Annotated in this window: 18 protein-coding genes; 14 read left to right on the top strand and 4 right to left on the bottom strand. The window is 61.6% G+C overall.

Going from position 1 to position 15,590, the window contains the following annotated elements:
- Window positions 1-189: 189 nt before the first annotated feature.
- Window positions 190-1,023, top strand: coding sequence for a bis-aminopropyl spermidine synthase family protein (locus tag NKH43_RS06215; RefSeq protein ID WP_352857043.1), 834 nt, complete (start codon window positions 190-192; stop codon window positions 1,021-1,023).
- Window positions 1,020-1,601 (top strand): hypothetical protein, encoded by a 582-nt coding sequence (locus NKH43_RS06210; RefSeq protein ID WP_352857041.1) that lies wholly within the window; start codon window positions 1,020-1,022, stop codon window positions 1,599-1,601. The genes NKH43_RS06215 and NKH43_RS06210 overlap by 4 nt, the downstream gene beginning before the upstream one ends.
- Here the strand turns inward: NKH43_RS06210 and NKH43_RS06205 are convergent.
- The 3 genes from NKH43_RS06205 to NKH43_RS06195 are packed head-to-tail and all read right to left on the bottom strand — an operon-like array spanning window position 1,584 to window position 4,078.
- Window positions 1,584-2,249, bottom strand: coding sequence for a hypothetical protein (locus NKH43_RS06205; RefSeq protein ID WP_352857039.1), 666 nt, complete (start codon window positions 2,247-2,249; stop codon window positions 1,584-1,586). The two genes, NKH43_RS06210 and NKH43_RS06205, sit on opposite strands and share 18 nt — an antisense overlap.
- Window positions 2,242-3,234: a M48 family metalloprotease gene (locus NKH43_RS06200; protein WP_352857037.1), complete on the bottom strand. Its 993-nt coding sequence runs from the start codon at window positions 3,232-3,234 to the stop codon at window positions 2,242-2,244. The genes NKH43_RS06205 and NKH43_RS06200 overlap by 8 nt, the downstream gene beginning before the upstream one ends.
- A 49-nt stretch (window positions 3,235-3,283) precedes the next feature.
- Window positions 3,284-4,078, bottom strand: coding sequence for a hypothetical protein (locus NKH43_RS06195; protein WP_352857035.1), 795 nt, complete (start codon window positions 4,076-4,078; stop codon window positions 3,284-3,286).
- A gap of 32 nt (window positions 4,079-4,110) precedes the next feature.
- Here NKH43_RS06195 and NKH43_RS06190 point away from each other — a divergent pair, with 32 nt between their 5' ends.
- From NKH43_RS06190 to NKH43_RS06170, 5 genes are all read left to right on the top strand, one after another.
- Window positions 4,111-4,701 (top strand): division/cell wall cluster transcriptional repressor MraZ, encoded by a 591-nt coding sequence (locus NKH43_RS06190; RefSeq protein WP_352857034.1) that lies wholly within the window; start codon window positions 4,111-4,113, stop codon window positions 4,699-4,701.
- 433 nt (window positions 4,702-5,134) lie between these two features.
- Window positions 5,135-5,995, top strand: coding sequence for an FAD binding domain-containing protein (locus NKH43_RS06185; RefSeq protein ID WP_352857032.1), 861 nt, complete (start codon window positions 5,135-5,137; stop codon window positions 5,993-5,995).
- Window positions 5,995-6,471, top strand: coding sequence for a (2Fe-2S)-binding protein (locus NKH43_RS06180; RefSeq protein WP_023720228.1), 477 nt, complete (start codon window positions 5,995-5,997; stop codon window positions 6,469-6,471). The genes NKH43_RS06185 and NKH43_RS06180 overlap by 1 nt, the downstream gene beginning before the upstream one ends.
- Window positions 6,472-6,473: 2 nt before the next feature.
- Window positions 6,474-8,738 carry a xanthine dehydrogenase family protein molybdopterin-binding subunit gene (locus NKH43_RS06175; RefSeq protein WP_352857030.1) on the top strand — a complete coding sequence of 755 codons (2,265 nt, stop codon included), beginning with the start codon at window positions 6,474-6,476 and terminating at the stop codon, window positions 8,736-8,738.
- Window positions 8,738-8,983, top strand: a complete 246-nt coding sequence (locus tag NKH43_RS06170) for a MoaD/ThiS family protein (RefSeq protein ID WP_023675441.1) — start codon at window positions 8,738-8,740, stop codon at window positions 8,981-8,983. Before NKH43_RS06175 ends, NKH43_RS06170 begins: the two co-directional genes overlap by 1 nt.
- A gap of 274 nt (window positions 8,984-9,257) precedes the next feature.
- Here NKH43_RS06170 and NKH43_RS06165 read toward each other — a convergent pair whose 3' ends face one another.
- Window positions 9,258-10,151 (bottom strand): LysR family transcriptional regulator, encoded by an 894-nt coding sequence (locus NKH43_RS06165; RefSeq protein WP_023720226.1) that lies wholly within the window; start codon window positions 10,149-10,151, stop codon window positions 9,258-9,260.
- Between the two features lie 149 nt (window positions 10,152-10,300).
- Between NKH43_RS06165 and NKH43_RS06160 the strand changes: the two genes are divergently transcribed.
- Genes NKH43_RS06160 through NKH43_RS06130 form a run of 7 tightly spaced genes read left to right on the top strand, consistent with a single transcriptional unit; the run spans window position 10,301 to window position 15,487 of the window.
- Window positions 10,301-11,491, top strand: a complete 1,191-nt coding sequence (locus NKH43_RS06160; RefSeq protein ID WP_352481976.1) for an MFS transporter — start codon at window positions 10,301-10,303, stop codon at window positions 11,489-11,491.
- The gene (locus NKH43_RS06155) at window positions 11,488-11,958 is read left to right on the top strand and encodes a cyclophilin-like fold protein (RefSeq protein WP_352857028.1); all 471 of its coding nucleotides are present in this window, start codon (window positions 11,488-11,490) and stop codon (window positions 11,956-11,958) included. Before NKH43_RS06160 ends, NKH43_RS06155 begins: the two co-directional genes overlap by 4 nt.
- Window positions 11,959-11,977: 19 nt before the next feature.
- Window positions 11,978-12,373 carry a (R)-mandelonitrile lyase gene (locus tag NKH43_RS06150; protein WP_352857026.1) on the top strand — a complete coding sequence of 132 codons (396 nt, stop codon included), beginning with the start codon at window positions 11,978-11,980 and terminating at the stop codon, window positions 12,371-12,373.
- A gap of 25 nt (window positions 12,374-12,398) precedes the next feature.
- Window positions 12,399-13,415 (top strand): zinc-dependent alcohol dehydrogenase family protein, encoded by a 1,017-nt coding sequence (locus NKH43_RS06145; RefSeq protein ID WP_352494728.1) that lies wholly within the window; start codon window positions 12,399-12,401, stop codon window positions 13,413-13,415.
- Window positions 13,416-13,470: 55 nt separating this feature from the next.
- On the top strand, window positions 13,471-13,899 hold the full coding sequence (locus NKH43_RS06140; protein WP_352857024.1) for a lipocalin-like domain-containing protein: 429 nt from the start codon (window positions 13,471-13,473) through the stop codon (window positions 13,897-13,899).
- A gap of 40 nt (window positions 13,900-13,939) precedes the next feature.
- On the top strand, window positions 13,940-15,121 hold the full coding sequence (locus NKH43_RS06135) for an arabinose transporter (protein WP_352857022.1): 1,182 nt from the start codon (window positions 13,940-13,942) through the stop codon (window positions 15,119-15,121).
- A 6-nt stretch (window positions 15,122-15,127) separates the two neighbouring features.
- Window positions 15,128-15,487: a GNAT family N-acetyltransferase gene (locus tag NKH43_RS06130; RefSeq protein ID WP_352857109.1), complete on the top strand. Its 360-nt coding sequence runs from the start codon at window positions 15,128-15,130 to the stop codon at window positions 15,485-15,487.
- The last annotated feature ends 103 nt before the right edge of the window (window positions 15,488-15,590 follow it).

Raw genomic sequence — 15,590 nt, 5'->3', positions numbered from 1 at the left:
GGGGGGAAAGATCAGGACTTTTGACGGTTAGTAAACAATATTTCCTTTGTCTTTTTGTGGTCTATGCTACATAGCAAAAACTAGGAATGGCGGATTGCCAATCTGGTTGGCCATTGACAATGAGCATCCGCGAGCCAAGAAGTCGGAATAACGGGGCTAGCCTCGGCAAATTCGCGGGGATTAGAAATCATGCGCGAGCAAGTTGATTTACGCCAAGCTGTGAATGCGGTGTCGGACGTCGTGCAAAACCGACCGCGTCCACTTAGGGAATTCGACCAAATTCATATGAAGACCGGCGACATGGTGCTCCAAAGCGAGATGGTCGCAGACTGGGCCGATGGCAAACGCCTCGCGTTCATCGGCGACGGGGACGCTATCAGTGTCTGCGTCGCCTATCTCAACGTGAGAAAAGTCCTCGATTACGGGCCGTCGAAGATCACCGTGTTCGACTTTGACGAGCGAACCGTCCAAGCCGTAAAGAGGTTCGCCGATCGGGAAAGGATCGAGCATCTTGACGCGGTGCTTTACAACTGCCTCGACGCGTTCCCGGATACTACGAAATACGATCGGTTTTACACCAACCCTCCTTGGGGTGCCTCGAACAGTGGCGCGAGCGTCAACCTATTTGTCCAGCGGGGCATTGAGGCAATCGGATACGAAGGTGAGGGAATGATTGTCATAGCGGACGACGACGAACTGCCATGGCCGAAGGAGGTCCTTTCCCGTGTCCAGTCATTCTCTCGGGACCACGGTTTCTATGTCTCAAGAATGCAGAGAAAACTACACAACTATCATCTGGACGATGCGCCAGACCTGAAGTCGTGCAACCTTTACGTTAGTTCTCTCCCCGACAACTGCAGCAAGGCCGCTGCAAGCGAGGCGGCGTCTCCAGATCGATTGATAAACTTTTACGGGAGATCGAAAGAGCTCCGGATAAAATACGTGAAGGAACGCAAGAGACTAGATTATGGGATGGCCCATGAAGACGAATATGAACTGATTCCTTTGGAGGAAAGTAAGTGAACGCGATCATCAAGCCCGGTTCCGGGGTCCTATTCATGAAGGTGGGGACCCATGCACAAGAGGATTTGGCAACAATCATCGCCCGCAAAGCCAAGGAAATAGAGGATGAGGGCTTCGCGATGTGGGGGTACGGCGGAAGTACCTGCCACCCCCGATCGATGGTCCAGCCCTTCGTGGAAATGTTCAGCGAACGGGGTAAGCCCATCCACCTCGTCATGCAGGAGATGAATTCGAAGCACTTTGCGGAACCGATCCGAGCAGATCAATATTCCGTCGACACGATAACCTGGATCGATATCCCAAAAAACATTCATGTTAGGGGGTCGCGATATGCGTTGGTGATCAAAAACCTTCAACAGCAGGAATTTAAACTCCCGCTCGATCAGACCCGTGTGCCGATCGGAAAGAGCACGGGCCGGTCCGGTAGCCGTTACCTTCGCGGTCAGGTCGACAAGGCCTGTCTAGAGATGCTTGACCACCGAGAAATCACAAACGACGAGGACCCCAAAGAGATCGACATCAGCCTGGTTGCCGAGTTGCGAGAACCGTTCGCGGTTTTCCTACGCAATAACACCTGACAGGTCGTTCGCCGGCAACAATACCCGCGGCGCCTGAGCGCGGACAAGTTTGATATAGCTTCTGAGCCCCTCCACAATGGACGAGACAGAAGAGACTTGGGAGGCGCATGAAAAACATATGGAGATCGCACGGTCTGCTGCCGGTTCACGGCATATCCGGGCACGTATATCTGCGAAATCTGTCTGTTGAACGATGGTGGCGATGGCTTGCTCCAGGCAGGCAACCCTCGGTCGTTCGAGATCGGCGCCCGCAATCCGCTCAACGGCATGGATCGCCCGTTTGTCGCCGGTGAGCATCAACTCCAAGCCGCGAACCATGAGTATGGCAAGCAACTGACTCTCGCCCGAGTCCAATTCAAGGTTGAGCTCCTGCGCTTTCGCTTCGTAGGTCGCGGCGAGATCTACTTCCGCCGTCGTCGGCTCCACAGTCATCAATCGAGGCAGGAGTGCCTCTAAATGACGCCCGGCCACCTCCCGATTCACGAGAGATCTCGATTTTTTGATGCGCCCGCGGACCACGAACGATGCGACCTTCAGGATTGCAGGTGGAGTTTCCTTGATTGACAAGCAGTCAACCAACTCGTCGCCGAGCGTGTAGCAAGACATTTTAATGATGACGTCGTTGTCGACGAGGACCGGGCTAGTCATCAGTGTCCATCATCACCGTACGCAAATAATCCGCCGATTCGTCGTTCAGTTGGTCCCACCGAAGCTGCCTTTCTGCGACGCGGTTTACTTCGCGCCAGACCTCGATTGGACCACCATAGATGTGTCGGAGTGAAGCGGTTGCTACGCCCCAGTTCTGCTGAATGTAGCCGACGCAAAGCGCAAGTGTGCCGGGGTCGATATGGCGAGGCGGCCCCGCTTCCATCACCGCACGTGCCAGACTGCGAGCGCTATAGTTAGTGGTGTTCGTCGTTATCGCTGGGCGCGTTGACGCCGTCAGAACTGTGAGCCCGTATTCGTCAGCTTCCCGCTCCTGCGGATCAACGTCATCGTGCATCGGTTCTCCGATGTCGACAATTGCTTTCGCCCCGGAGAGATGTCCGAGGGCGGCGTGACCAATCTCGTGCGCGAGTGTGAACGCGACCGGCGCGGGATATGATGCGTCACGACCCAACAATATCGCGTGACGGCCTTCAGCCTCAACGACCATTGCTCTCATGGACTTGGCGGGGAGCGGGAAAACGCGAAGATGAATAACCGGGACACCCAAGGCCCAACACGCCGATATTAGCCCCTGCAGGTCGACAACAGGCCGTCCACCAAGGATTGCCGCCCGCAAATCCATCGCGCCGACACCGACGATCGGCCTTACCTCGGGCGCCGCCCTTAACATCAGTCGTCCGATCGCGACCCCGAAGGACGCAAGTGCCGCCTGTTGAGTGGCGTTCTCGGCCGTCAGATTCTTGAACTTGGCGTCGTCTTTCCAAATGAATTCCACCCGTTCTCCCAGCAGCGATCTGGGTGAAAGACCCAACTTGCGTGCGAGCGCAAATCGAAGTTCGGCCCTTCCTGAGTCGGTCGATGCCGCGTCGTCGCTCCACCAAGATGGCCAAGCAGCCTTGATCGCCTGATCACTTAGACCAGCGCCACGCAATTCCTTGACCAACTTTTTGGTGCTGGTATCCACGAATCTTAGCGTCCCTGAAATCCTGGAGATCCCCTTCCTCCCATCTTAGCTAGATAAGATAACCATTCGGAACGACCTCTCGGCGAGCCTCCCCCGCTGACTGTCGCAGCCTTCCGACGAAGTCGATCCATCCCTCGCCGGGAGAAGGACCATCCGAGATTAATCTCGTAGCTTGCGGGGTTAGCTCGATCGGATCAGTGAGGCGAACCCAATAGCCGCCGACCAGCCATGCACATAGGTTGGCTTCATACGAAGTCTCGCTCGACGGCGTGGAGGTCCGCTTAAGTAAAGCCGTCACCTGCGAAGCACCAACTGGGGCGCCGGTCCCTCCGGCGTTCCTGTAGGCCGACGGGTCGAATGGAATTCCTGTCTGAATCTCCAATGGCTTACCGCTCCAGCACATGAGGGCGAAGTGCTTTTCCTTAGGTCCCTTCGGGCTGTCACCGCGACTTGTAACGAGCACGTGAGGCGGCAAGATTCGCACGGTGCCGTCCGCATCGAAATAACGCCGCCACGCGACCGTGCGCCCCGGATTGACGTCGACGGCCTTGGGCTTGCCCTTCATTATGGAAAAGACCGCTGCGACGGGGCGCCCAAGCCTAGCGAGCGCGTTCGCTACCGCAGCCGGGGCATTTCCGACGCCCCAGAAAAACATGCCGCCACCGGCACGCCGTTCCAACTCCTTGCGCTCGATGATCGCTTCTAGAGGCTGCCCCGCCTCCGCCTGCATTCGGGACCAACAGACGAATTCCTCGGCTTTGGTCATTGGGCCGTTTAGCGTCGCATCAAGGTGGCCAAGCGGCATTGAAGTCATCTTACTTTTTCCCATTGTCTGGTTCAGCATGCACGCTGGGCAGCCCCGAGACAAACACTCATGTGAAACAGCCCGGCAAATCAGTGCCCAATGACTGTTTACAACCACTGGGTAACCTGTGCAAAACTGATTCAATCTTTTTCCCATTTTGTCCCATGAAAACTGGCCGGCCTATTTTTTGGAATCCTGTCGCTTCGTTGAATCCAGACACCTGGACCGACGTTGTAGCGCTTACGTCCAAGGACCGCGTCGGTTTCCCGGTCGTCGTCAGGAACAGGCTTGAATGGCTCTCTGACGACAAGGGATTTCTCGGGATCGTGGAGGTCGAGAGATTTGTCGAGTTGCGGGCCTGGGAACCTCATGGGGTCGACACAATCGAACGGCTCAAGAAAACGTTAGACAAGACTGCTGAGCCGCGACGGGGACAACTCGCGATTGCTGCGATGGACCGCTTTGTGAGGCTGACCGTGGATGGCACGGGACGCGCCGTGCTTCCACCCCCTCTAGTCGCGCACCTTGAGGCGAGCCAGGCGCAAAGTGTCCGGATTGTGATGCGCAACGGCCGCCTCTGGCTTTGGTCCGAACAATATTGGCAGGCCCAACGAGCAGCGCGTTTGGCTTTGCTCTCCGAGCCGGTCCATGACGCAGAATAGGATATATCTAATTATGGAACAAATAAAGAACATTTAATCAAAAAGGCGAGGCCGACCGTGCCAGGTGCTCCCGCCTACAGGGACGGTCTCTTTAGTAACCTACCAGGGAACCGCCTAGCTGAAATCCAATTTGCCGGGGAGCTGTTCCAAAATTGGGATTCCATAGGCTTCCGGCTCCGATTGTCAGCCGAAGTCTCCGGTGCCGGATCGAGAGCCGGTGGCGACGCTCATAAGTTGGACACGGCATAGCCTCTATGCGAGGACAACGATTGGAGGACCGGCAGAGTGCGCCAGCAGCCGCGCCCGTCATTCCTGGTTCACTTCGGATTGAAATTGCGGCGCCTGGCCCAATCCGCGAATGTACGAATGGGATGGCCATTGTGGAGAGACGGTTTATATCAGTTGATGTGATTATGACCACTAAGGGGAGACGATGCGTTACATACGTCCGCTTTCAATTGAAGACGCCGCCGGCCTGTTGGCCGGCTCAGCCGGCACGGCCGCCATCCTTGCCGGAGGCAGCGACCTCTTGGTGAGAATGAAAGGCGGCTTTATCGAACCCGACCTGATCGTCGACATCAAGGCGATCGATGGGCTTGGCAAGATCAGGGAAACAGCCGAGGGCTTCAGCATCGGCGCGGCGGTCCCGTGCGCCATGCTGGGCGAGAGCAAGGCCCTGAAGAACGCATGGCCCGGCGTCGTCGAAGCGGCCAAGCTGATCGGCTCGAAGCAGGTGCAGGGACGCTGCACCATCGTCGGCAATCTGTGCAACGCCTCGCCGGCCGCCGACAGCGTGCCGGCGCTGGTGGCCGCTGGCGCCAAGGCGGTGGTCGTCGGCCCGGGAACCAGGCGCACGATTGCAGTGGAAGCGGTACCGACTGGGCCGGGCAAGACGTCGCTGACCAAGGGCGAGATCATCGAGGCAATCCTGCTCGACAAACGTCTGCCGCGTTCGGGCGATGCCTATCTGCGTTTCATTCCGCGCACGGAGATGGACATCGCCGTGGTAAGCGCCGGCGTGAACCTGATGCTCGATGAGCAAGGTCGCGTCAAATTCGCCCGCCTGGCGCTGGGCGCCGTGGCGCCGACGGTGATTCTGGTCGAGGAGGCCGCCGAGGTTCTCATCGGCTCCAAGCTGGACGAAGCCACGCTGGAAAGGCTCGCCAAGGTCTGCTCGGGCGCCTGTCGTCCGATCGACGACAAGCGAGGCACTATCGAATTCAGACGGAAAGTTGCGGGTGTGCTGGCCAAGCGGGCCGCCACGACCGCCTATGCACGTGCAGGAGGCAAATGATGGCTGGTGTGGCAGTATCAACGACAATCAACGGCGACAATGTCGAGTACCTTTGCCAGCCGGACGAGACGCTGCTCGATGTCCTGCGCGATCGCCTGGGGCTGACGGGCGCCAAGGAAGGCTGCGGCACCGGCGACTGCGGCGCCTGCAGCATCATCCTCGACGACCGGCTGGTGTGCTCGTGCCTGGTGCTCGGCGCGGAGGCTGAAGGGCGGCGCATCGAAACCATCGAGGGCATGGCGCATGGCGACAAGCTGCATCCGCTACAGCAGAAATTCCTGGAACACGCCGCACTTCAATGCGGCATCTGCACGCCGGGCTTCCTCATGGCGGCCAAGGACCTGTTGGCCAAGAACCCCGATCCGACCGAGGAGGAGATCCGCTTCGGCCTCGCCGGGAACCTCTGCCGCTGCACCGGCTATGACAAGATCGTGCGTGCCGTTCAGGACGCCGCGAGCGTGATGAAGGGAGCATGACGATGAATTTCGATCCACGTTACTCCGGACGCAATTTCACCTCTGTCGGCACGCGTCCCATCCGTCCCGACGGCGTCGACAAGGTGACGGGCCGCGCACGCTATGGCGCCGACTTCAACATGGCCGGGCAACTGGTCGGGCGCGTTCTCAGAAGCCCCCATGCGCATGCCACGATCAGGAAGATCGACACGTCGAAGGCGGAGAAGCTCGCCGGCGTCAAGGCGGTGATCACCGCGGCCGACCTGCCCGACCTCACCGACGGCGATGCCGCCATGTACGACATCCTCGACAACTGCATGGCGCGCAAGAAAGCGCTCTACGACGGCCATGCTGTGGCCGCGGTCGCTGCGGTCGATGCCCGCACGGCGAGGCAGGCACTGAAGCTGATCGAGGTCGACTACGAGGTGCTGCCGCATGTCACCGACGTCGACGAGGCGATGAAGCACTCCTCACCCGTGCTCAACGACGCCATCTTCACCGAGGGCCTTGAGCAAAAGCCCGTCAAGCCTTCCAACGTCACCAAGCGCACCCAGTACGGCCATGGCGACATCCATGAAGGTTTCGGCCAGGCCGATTTCGTCGTCGAACGCTCCTTCAAGACCGAGCAGACGCACCAGGGTTATATCGAGCCGCATGCCTGCGTGGCCAATGTCAGCTCCGACGGCACCGCCGATCTTTGGGTCTGCACGCAAGGGCATTTCGTCTATCGCCAGCACTGCGCCCAGCTGCTTGGCATGGAGGCCTCGAAACTGCGCGTCACCTCGTCGGAGATCGGCGGCGGTTTCGGCGGCAAGACCCATGTCTGGGCCGAGCCGGTGGCGCTGGCGCTGTCGCGCAAAGCCGGCCGGCCGGTCAAGCTGGTCATGACGCGCGACGAGGTGTTCCGCGCCTCCGGCCCGACTAGCGCCACCTCGATCGACGTCAGGATCGGCGCCCGCAAGGACGGCACGATCACGGCGGCCGAGGCGACGCTGCGCTATTCCTGCGGCCCCTTCGCCGGCATGTGGGCTGAGATCGGCGCCATGACCGCCTTTGCCTGCTACAAGCTCGAGAACGTCAGGACGGTCGGCTACGAAGTGCTGGTCAACCGGCCCAAGACTGCGGCCTATCGCGCGCCGTCCGCGCCGATGGCGGCGTTTGCGGTGGAAAGCGCGGTCGACGAGCTGGCCAAGGAGATCGGCATGGACCCGGTTGAGTTCCGGATCAGGAACGCGGCGCAGGAAGGCACCAGATCGTCCTACGGCCCGGTATACGGCCCGATCGGCATCGGCCCGACGCTGGAAGCGGCGAAGAGCCATCCGCACATGAAGGCGCCGCTCGGCAAGAACCAGGGCCGCGGCATGGCCTGCGGCTTCTGGTTCAACTTCGGTGGCCAGACCTGCACCGACCTCAACATCGGCATGGACGGTTCGGTCTCGCTTGCCGTCGGAACCGTTGACGTGGGTGGCTCGCGCGCCTCGCTTTCGCTGGTGGCGGCAGAGGAGCTCGGTATCCCCTATGAGCAGGTCAAGGCGGTGGTCGCCGATACCTCCAGCCTCGGCTACAACGATATGACGGACGGCAGCCGCGGCACCTTCTCGTCTTCGATGGCGACGATCTCCGCCGCCCGCAACGCCATCAAGATCCTGCGGGATCGCGCCGCGCAGACGTGGGACATCCCGGTCGACGACGTGGTCTGGGAAAAGGGCCACGCGATCGCGAAGGGCGAGAAGTACGGCAACCTTGCTGCGCTGTCGCTGAGGGAGATCGCGGCCGCTTCCGGAAAGACGGGCGGACCGATCGCCGGCCACAGCGAGCTCGTCGCCGACGGCGCCGGCGTCTCCTTCGCCACCCATATCTGCGATATCGAGGTGGATCCGGAGACCGGCTTCACCAGGGTGCTGCGCTACACCGTCGTTCAGGACGCCGGCAAGGCGGTGCATCCGACCTATGTCGAGGGGCAGTACCAGGGGGGTGCCGCGCAAGGCATCGGCTGGGCGCTCAACGAGGAGTATATCTACGGCAAGGACGGGCGGCTGCAGAACCCTGGCTTCCTGGACTACCGCATCCCGGTCTGCTCGGACCTGCCGATGATCGACACACAGATCCTCGAGATCCCCAACCCTAACCATCCCTACGGGGTGCGCGGCGTCGGCGAGACCTCGATCGTGCCGCCGCTGGCGGCGATCGCCAATGCAGTCTCGAACGCGGTCGGCGTGCGCATGGCGCATATACCGATGTCGCCGCCGCGCATCCTGGCGGCGATCGAGGCGGAACGGGAAGGCTGATGGTTGAAGTAACGCTCTGGGGATCGCTCGGCGCGATCGCCGGAGGCAAGAGCAAGGTCGAGATCGAGGCGAAGGATATTCGGGAGCTGTTCAGGAAGCTGGCTGAGCAGTATCCCGGCCTCGAGCCCTACATCGATCGCGGCATCGCCGTCGCTATCGACGGTACGATCTATCGCGACACCTGGTCGAAGGAGCTGCCGGAAGGGGCGGAGATATTCCTGCTGCCGCGTCTTGCCGGGGGATAACTGGACAACCGTGTCCCTACCATCGACGACCAAGACTTGGCCTAGGCTCGAGAAAAACCTTGGCTATCCACGAGAATTCTTGGCCAGTTCAGCCGGCGAGTTTGGCTCCTTTTCGATGACTGCTTCTGTGTCAATCACAGACATAGAGGCGAGCGAGCTACACGTCTGCTTTGAGGCGAAAGCAGCCGCCCGCAGCGTAGAAGTCAAATGGCTTGGATCAGAACCTACCATTTACCAATGTCAGCTTCATGATTCATAGGCACAGTCTTGGGAGTCAGATGCGATGGCGGAGCGCCTCAATGATCACCGCCATCGCAGGCGAGAGCTGTCGCCTGCTCGGGTAGTAGAGGTGATAGCCCGCAAATGGCGGACTCCAGTCGTCAAGCACGAGCCTAAGGCATCCCTTGGCGATGTGGTGGCTGACGAGGTTTTCCGGGACATAGGCGATCCCGAAACCGCTTATCGCAGCCTCGATCATGGGAATGGACGAATTGAAGGTGAGCTGGCCTTCCACCCGCACACGAAGGTCGCGGCCATCCCTGGCGAATTCCCAGGCATATAATCCGCCGAACGTCGCCTGCCGCATATTAATGCAGTCATGATCGACCAGATCCTGCGGTGCGGTCGGAACCGGATGGCGGGAAAAGTACTCCGGCGAAGCCACGGCCACGAGCCTCCAATCCGGCCCGATGCGCACTGCGATCATATCCCTGTCGATGCTCTCACCAAGCCGCACGCCTGCGTCGAAGCGCTCCTCCACAATGTTCTTCATGCCGTTGTCGCTGTAGAGTTCGACGCACACGTCAGGATAGTCGCTGAGCAAGGGCTGCAGCTTCGGCCAGACGGTCGTCTGGAGCGCATGGTCGGAAAGCGTGATACGGACCGTTCCGGAGGGCTTGTCGCGAAAGGCCACCAGGCTTGCGAGGTCCGCTTCGATTTCCTCGAAGCGGGGAACAAGAGATTGGAAAAGTCGCTCGCCGGCCTCGGTCGGTGCGACGCTCCGCGTCGTACGTGTCAGCAGGCGGACGCCGAGACGAGCTTCAAGCTCCTTGATTGTCGAACTCAGGGTCGACTGCGAGGTTCCGAGCTTGGCCGCCGCCTTGGTGAAGCTCCGTTCCCGCGCGACCGCCACGAACCATAGCAGATCCTTCATGCCATCGCGCTGCATAGGGTACCTCCCGTCGGATATTTATATCATGAGCAGATAAGTCCATGCGAATTACTTAGTCTAATAGAATGGGTTCCTCTGCAATATCTTCTGGCATCGCGACGGCGTTGGCGGCTGATCCGCCCGGTCGCCCTGCAAGGATGCCAATTATGGAAACGACGTACGACACAAGGCTTGTCGGTGACCGCGCCGCATGGGGCGCGGTTTTGGCGATGGCGCTGTGTGTTTTCGTGCTCATCGCGTCGGAATTCATGCCGGTCAGTCTGCTGTCGCCGCTAGCGGCCGATCTCGGCATCACCGAGGGCCGCGCGGGACAGGCGATCTCGATTTCGGGCGTTTTCGCCGTCGTGACCAGCCTGCTGGTCGCCGGCCTCACGCGCCATATCGACCGCCGACTGGTCGTGACCGGCTTCACCCTCCTCCTCATCGTGTCCGGTTTGGCTGTCACCTTCGCGCCGAACTACGCGTTCCTCATGGTCGGCCGGGCGCTGCTCGGCATCGCGATCGGCGGGTTCTGGTCGATGTCGACCGCGATCGTCATGCGCCTCGTGCCGCAAGACATGGTTCCGAAGGGTCTCGCCATGCTGAACGCCGGCAATGCCATTGCGGCCACCATCGCCGCGCCGCTGGGCAGTTTTCTTGGCGCCTATGTCGGCTGGCGCGGCGCTTTCTTCCTCGTCGTGCCGTTTGGGCTTCTGGCGCTGGCCTGGCAGTGGACAAGCCTGCCGGCGCTGCCCCCGCGCCGGGGGAAGCGTTCAGGCAATCCACTGGCGCTCCTCGGCCGTCTTCCCGTCGCCATCGGCATGGCGTCGATCATGATGCTGTTCATGGGCCAGTTCGCGCTCTTCACCTATCTGCGGCCCTTCCTCGAGGGCGTCACCCGGCTCGACATCGCTGCTCTCTCGGCGATCCTGCTGGCGATGGGGCTGGCGGGGGTGCTCGGCACATGGTGCGTCGGCCGGCTTTTGTCCACGCGTCTGTTCAGCATCCTCATCGTCATCCCGCTGGTCATGGCGGCCTTGGCCGCTGCGCTCATCGCCCTTGGTGCCCTCCCCGTTCCCACAGCGCTGCTGCTCGTTGCCTGGGGCTTCTTCGGCACGGCCGCGCCCGTTGGCTGGGGCACGTGGCTCAGCCGGACGTTGCCGAACGACGCAGAGGCCGGCGGCGGGCTGCAGGTGGCAGTCATCCAGCTCGCCATCACCGGCGGCGCCGCGATCGGCGGCACGCTCTTCGATACGGTCGGCTGGTGGGGAGCGTTCACTCTAGGTGCAGTGCTGCTCTGCGGATCGGCGCTCGCCGCCCTTGCCGCATCGCATATGGCCCGGAGATCTTTGCCATGATCATCGAGCGTGCGCCGCTTAACCGCCGGACATTGCTCGGCGCCGCGCTCGCGGTGGCGGCCCTGCCTCGAGCAGCCGCCAGCCAAGAAGGCGAAGCCCCAGTCAGCCAGGAGTCAACCAACATGAAGATCAGGATGATTTTCAACGGCCGCATCATGACCGCCACGCTCTACGACAATCCGTCGGCGCGCGATTTCTTTTCCATGCTGCCGCTCGATCTCAAGATCGAGGACTACGCGCATAACGAGAAGATCGCCTATCTGCCGCGCAAGCTGACAGAGAAGGGAAGTGGTCCGTTCGCCAACGAGCAGCCCTACGACCTCTGCTATTTCACGTCCTGGGGTAACCTGGCCATGTTCTACGCCGACTATCGCCATCCCGGGCTGATCAGGCTCGGCCGCTTCGACGAGGGCGAGCAGGCCCTGCACATTCGCGGCGAGTTCCCGCTTCGCATCGAACGCACTTGAGGACACAAAGGAGATCACCATGGACATTGTTCGCGCTGGCACGAGGCCTTCCGGCAAGGGACCACCTGACTGGTTCACCGGAACGGTGCGGATCGATCCGCTCTTCAATCCCTTCGATGCCGGGCGGGTTCAAGGCGCACAGGTGACCTTCGAGCCCGGCGCCCGCACCGCTTGGCACACGCATCCGCTCGGCCAGACGCTGATCGTCGTCTCGGGCCTGGGCCGCGTGCAGCGCGAGGCTGGCCCGGTCGAGGAAATCCGTGCCGGCGACGTCGTCTGGTTCGCGCCCGGCGAAAAGCACTGGCACGGCGCGTCGGCTCAGATTGCCATGACCCACATTGCTCTCCAGGAGGTCAAGGACGGCAAGGTCGTGGACTGGCTGGAACATGTCAGCGACGCCGACTACCGCGCTTGATCTTCTCCACTCGAAAGGAACCAAAATGCTCGCAACCGTTCTTCACAAACCGGGCGACATCCGCTGCGAGGAGATCGCTGATCCGAAAATCATGCGGCCGACGGACGCCATCATCAAGCTCTCGGCAAGCTGCATCTGCGGCTCGGATCTGTGGCCCTATCGCGGGCTGCAGCGGGTCGACGGCCCGATGCATATGGGCCACGAATATTGTGGCATCGTCGTCGAGGTCGGCGCAGAGGTGCGCACGGTGCGCCCCGGCCAGTTCGTCGTCGGCTCGTTCTGCCTCTCCGACAATACCTGCCCGCATTGCCGCTTCGGCTTCCAGTCGTCCTGTGTGCAGCGCGAGTTCATGTCGGGCGCGCAGGCGCCTTACGCCCGCGTGCCGTTGGCGGATGGCACACTGGTCGCCACCGCCGAGGTGCCGCCGGCCGAACTCATCCCTGACCTGCTGGCTGTGTCCGATGTGCTCGGCACCGGCTGGTATGCGGCCGACGCAGCCGAGGTCCGAGAAGGATCGACGGTGGTGGTGGTCGGCGACGGTGCGGTCGGCCTGATGGGCGTGCTTGCGGCCAAGGAGATGGGCGCCGAGCGCATCATCGCCATGAGCCGGCACGCCAGCCGCCAAAAACTCGCCCGCGAGTTCGGCGCGACCGACATCGTCGCCGAGCGCGGCGAGGAAGGTGTGGCCCGGATCAAAGAGCTCACCAAGGACGTCGGCGCGGACTCGGTGCTGGAATGCGTCGGCACGGCGGAATCCTTCGACCAGGCGCTGGCCTGCTCTCGCCCCGGCGGCACCATCGGCTATGTCGGCGTGCCGCACGGCGTGAACTTCGACGGCCAAAAACTGTTCTTCGGCCAGAAGCGCATGCTGGGCGGCCCGGCGCCGGTGCGCCGCTTCCTGCCCGACCTTATGGGCCGTGTGCTGCAAGGTCGGATCAAGCCCGGCAAGGTCTTCGACCTCAAGCTGCCGTTGGCCGAGGTCGCTGAAGGCTACCGCGCCATGGACGAGCGGCGCGCCATCAAGGTCATGCTTTCGGTGTGAGCGAAGATTGGGCGGACGGCCTGTCCGCCACAAATCAGAAAAGGAACAACGACATATGACGATGAGATTGAAGATTGCCGCCCTTGCGCTTTCGGTCGCCACGCCGGCTTTCTCGCAAGAGTCGCCGATCATCGGCGCATGGCGCATGAGGTCGCTCGAGGCCGGTGCCGAGGGAAGCCTCAAGCCCGTGCCATATTCCGGCCAGGTCATCTTCACCGAGGCCGGCACCCTGTCGGTGCAGGCGCAGAACCCCGACGCCAAGGCACCGGACACGCCTTACACAGAGAATGGCTACGAAGCCTATTACGGGCCGGTCGCTATCGACGACCAGGACAAGACCTTCGTCATCACCGTCGAGTCTTCCCTGGTCCGTAACCTTGTCGGGCAAAGCATGAAACGCAAATTCGAAGTCTCGGACAACAAACTGGTCCTGACGCCGGACAATCCGGCCGAAGGCTGGCGCGTGACCTACGAACGTTACTGATCGGAACAGCCCGACTGTCAAAGTTTTATCGGTGGCCACAATGGCGCGGACTTCAGACCGAAATGGCGCGATGGCGGAACTGGTGCCAATCATGGCGGCTGTCTTCGCCGGCTTCCTTCTGATCGGCTTGGCGCTACCTGTCCTGCCGCTGCATCTTCACCAGCAGCTCGGCTTCGGCCCCTTCGCGGTCGGGCTGGTCACTGGCAGCCAGTTCGTCGCCTCGATGCTGTCGCGCATTGGGGCTGGAAACTATGCCGATGGGCGCGGCGGCAAGAGGGCCGTCGTCGTCGGCCTCATTGCCGCTGCCGTGGCGGGGCTATTTTACCTCGGCTCACTGACATTGCTCGACCGGCCGGTGGCGTCCGCATCGGCGCTGTTCGCCGGCCGGGCGGTACTGGGCGCGTCTGAGAGCTTCATCATCACCGGTGGCGTCGCCTGGGGCCTCTCCCTTGCGGGCGGACAGAACTCCGGAAAGGTCATAGCCTGGGTGGGCACGGCGATGTTCGCAGCACTCGCGCTAGGCGCGCCGATCGGATCTGCGCTTTATGCGGCGAGCGGCTTCACCGCGATCGCACTGGCGACGATCGTCCTGCCGCTTGCAACGCTGCTTGCCATCCTGCCGATGCGCGGCGCCAGCGCCGCCGCGAGCAGCGTGCCGCAGTCATGGAGGAGCGTGGCGCAAGCGGTCTGGCTTCCCGGAGTGGGAGCAGCTTTCAGCAGTCTCGGCTATGGTGCGATTCTGGCCTTCGGCGCGCTGCTCTTTGCCGAGCGGGGCTGGCAGCCGGTCTGGCTTCCCTTCACGGCCTATGCCGCGTCGCTGATCGTGGCAAGGCTATGCTTCGGCCACCTGCCTGACAGGTTAGGGGGCGCACGGGTCGCCATGATCTTCGTGGCTGTCGAGGCTGCAGGGCTGATGCTGATCTGGCTTGCGCCCGGGCCCGTTCTAGCCGCCATCGGAGCGGGCCTGACTGGCCTTGGCTACTCGCTGGTCTATCCCGGCCTCGGTGCCGAGGCCGTGAGCCGTCTTCCGCCACGCAGCCGCGGCCTGGCCATGGGACTCTACACCGTCTTCCTCGACGTGGCGCTCGGCTTCGGCAGTCCGGCGCTCGGCTTGGTCGCCGCATCGGCCGGGCTGCAATTCGTCTTCTTCGCCGTCGCGATGGCGACGCTTCCGGCGTTGGGCATCGCTCTGCTGCTGGGTCGCCGTAACGCTCCACTATAGAGCCGGATAGTCTGGGCTCGAGATGTCGCGCAACTACGATCGCTCCCGCTTCGCGGGAAGCTGAGGCATCAGCCGAACCTGCTTTTGGTGGCGATAGAGGCCGATCAGGTCGTCGGATCGATCATGGCCGGGTATGACGGCCGTCGAGGGTGGATATCGCGCATCGCTACCTTGCAGTCCCATCGCCAAAAAGGGATCGGCGAGGCCCTCATCCATGAGGCCGAAAGGCGGCTCGCCGGCCTTGGTTGCATAAAGATCAACCTCCAAATTGTCGCTTCCAATTCGACGGTTCTTGGGTTCTACCGAAAGTGCGGATACGAGGTCGAGGAGCGCATAAGCATGAGCAAACTGTTACCGAAAGTTTGAGGTGCTCCGCCGATTAACTCGTCGTCGCGGCTCGACGGCTCAGGTCCGTTGGAATCTTGCTGCCGGTCATTATTGTGGCAGGCGAACCTTTCCGGGTGAATCG

Source organism: Mesorhizobium sp. M1163, assembly GCF_040318415.1.
Lineage (GTDB): Bacteria > Pseudomonadota > Alphaproteobacteria > Rhizobiales > Rhizobiaceae > Mesorhizobium.
The sequence above is the reverse complement of the archived record's forward strand: the minus strand, read 5'-3'. Positions and strand labels throughout refer to the sequence as shown.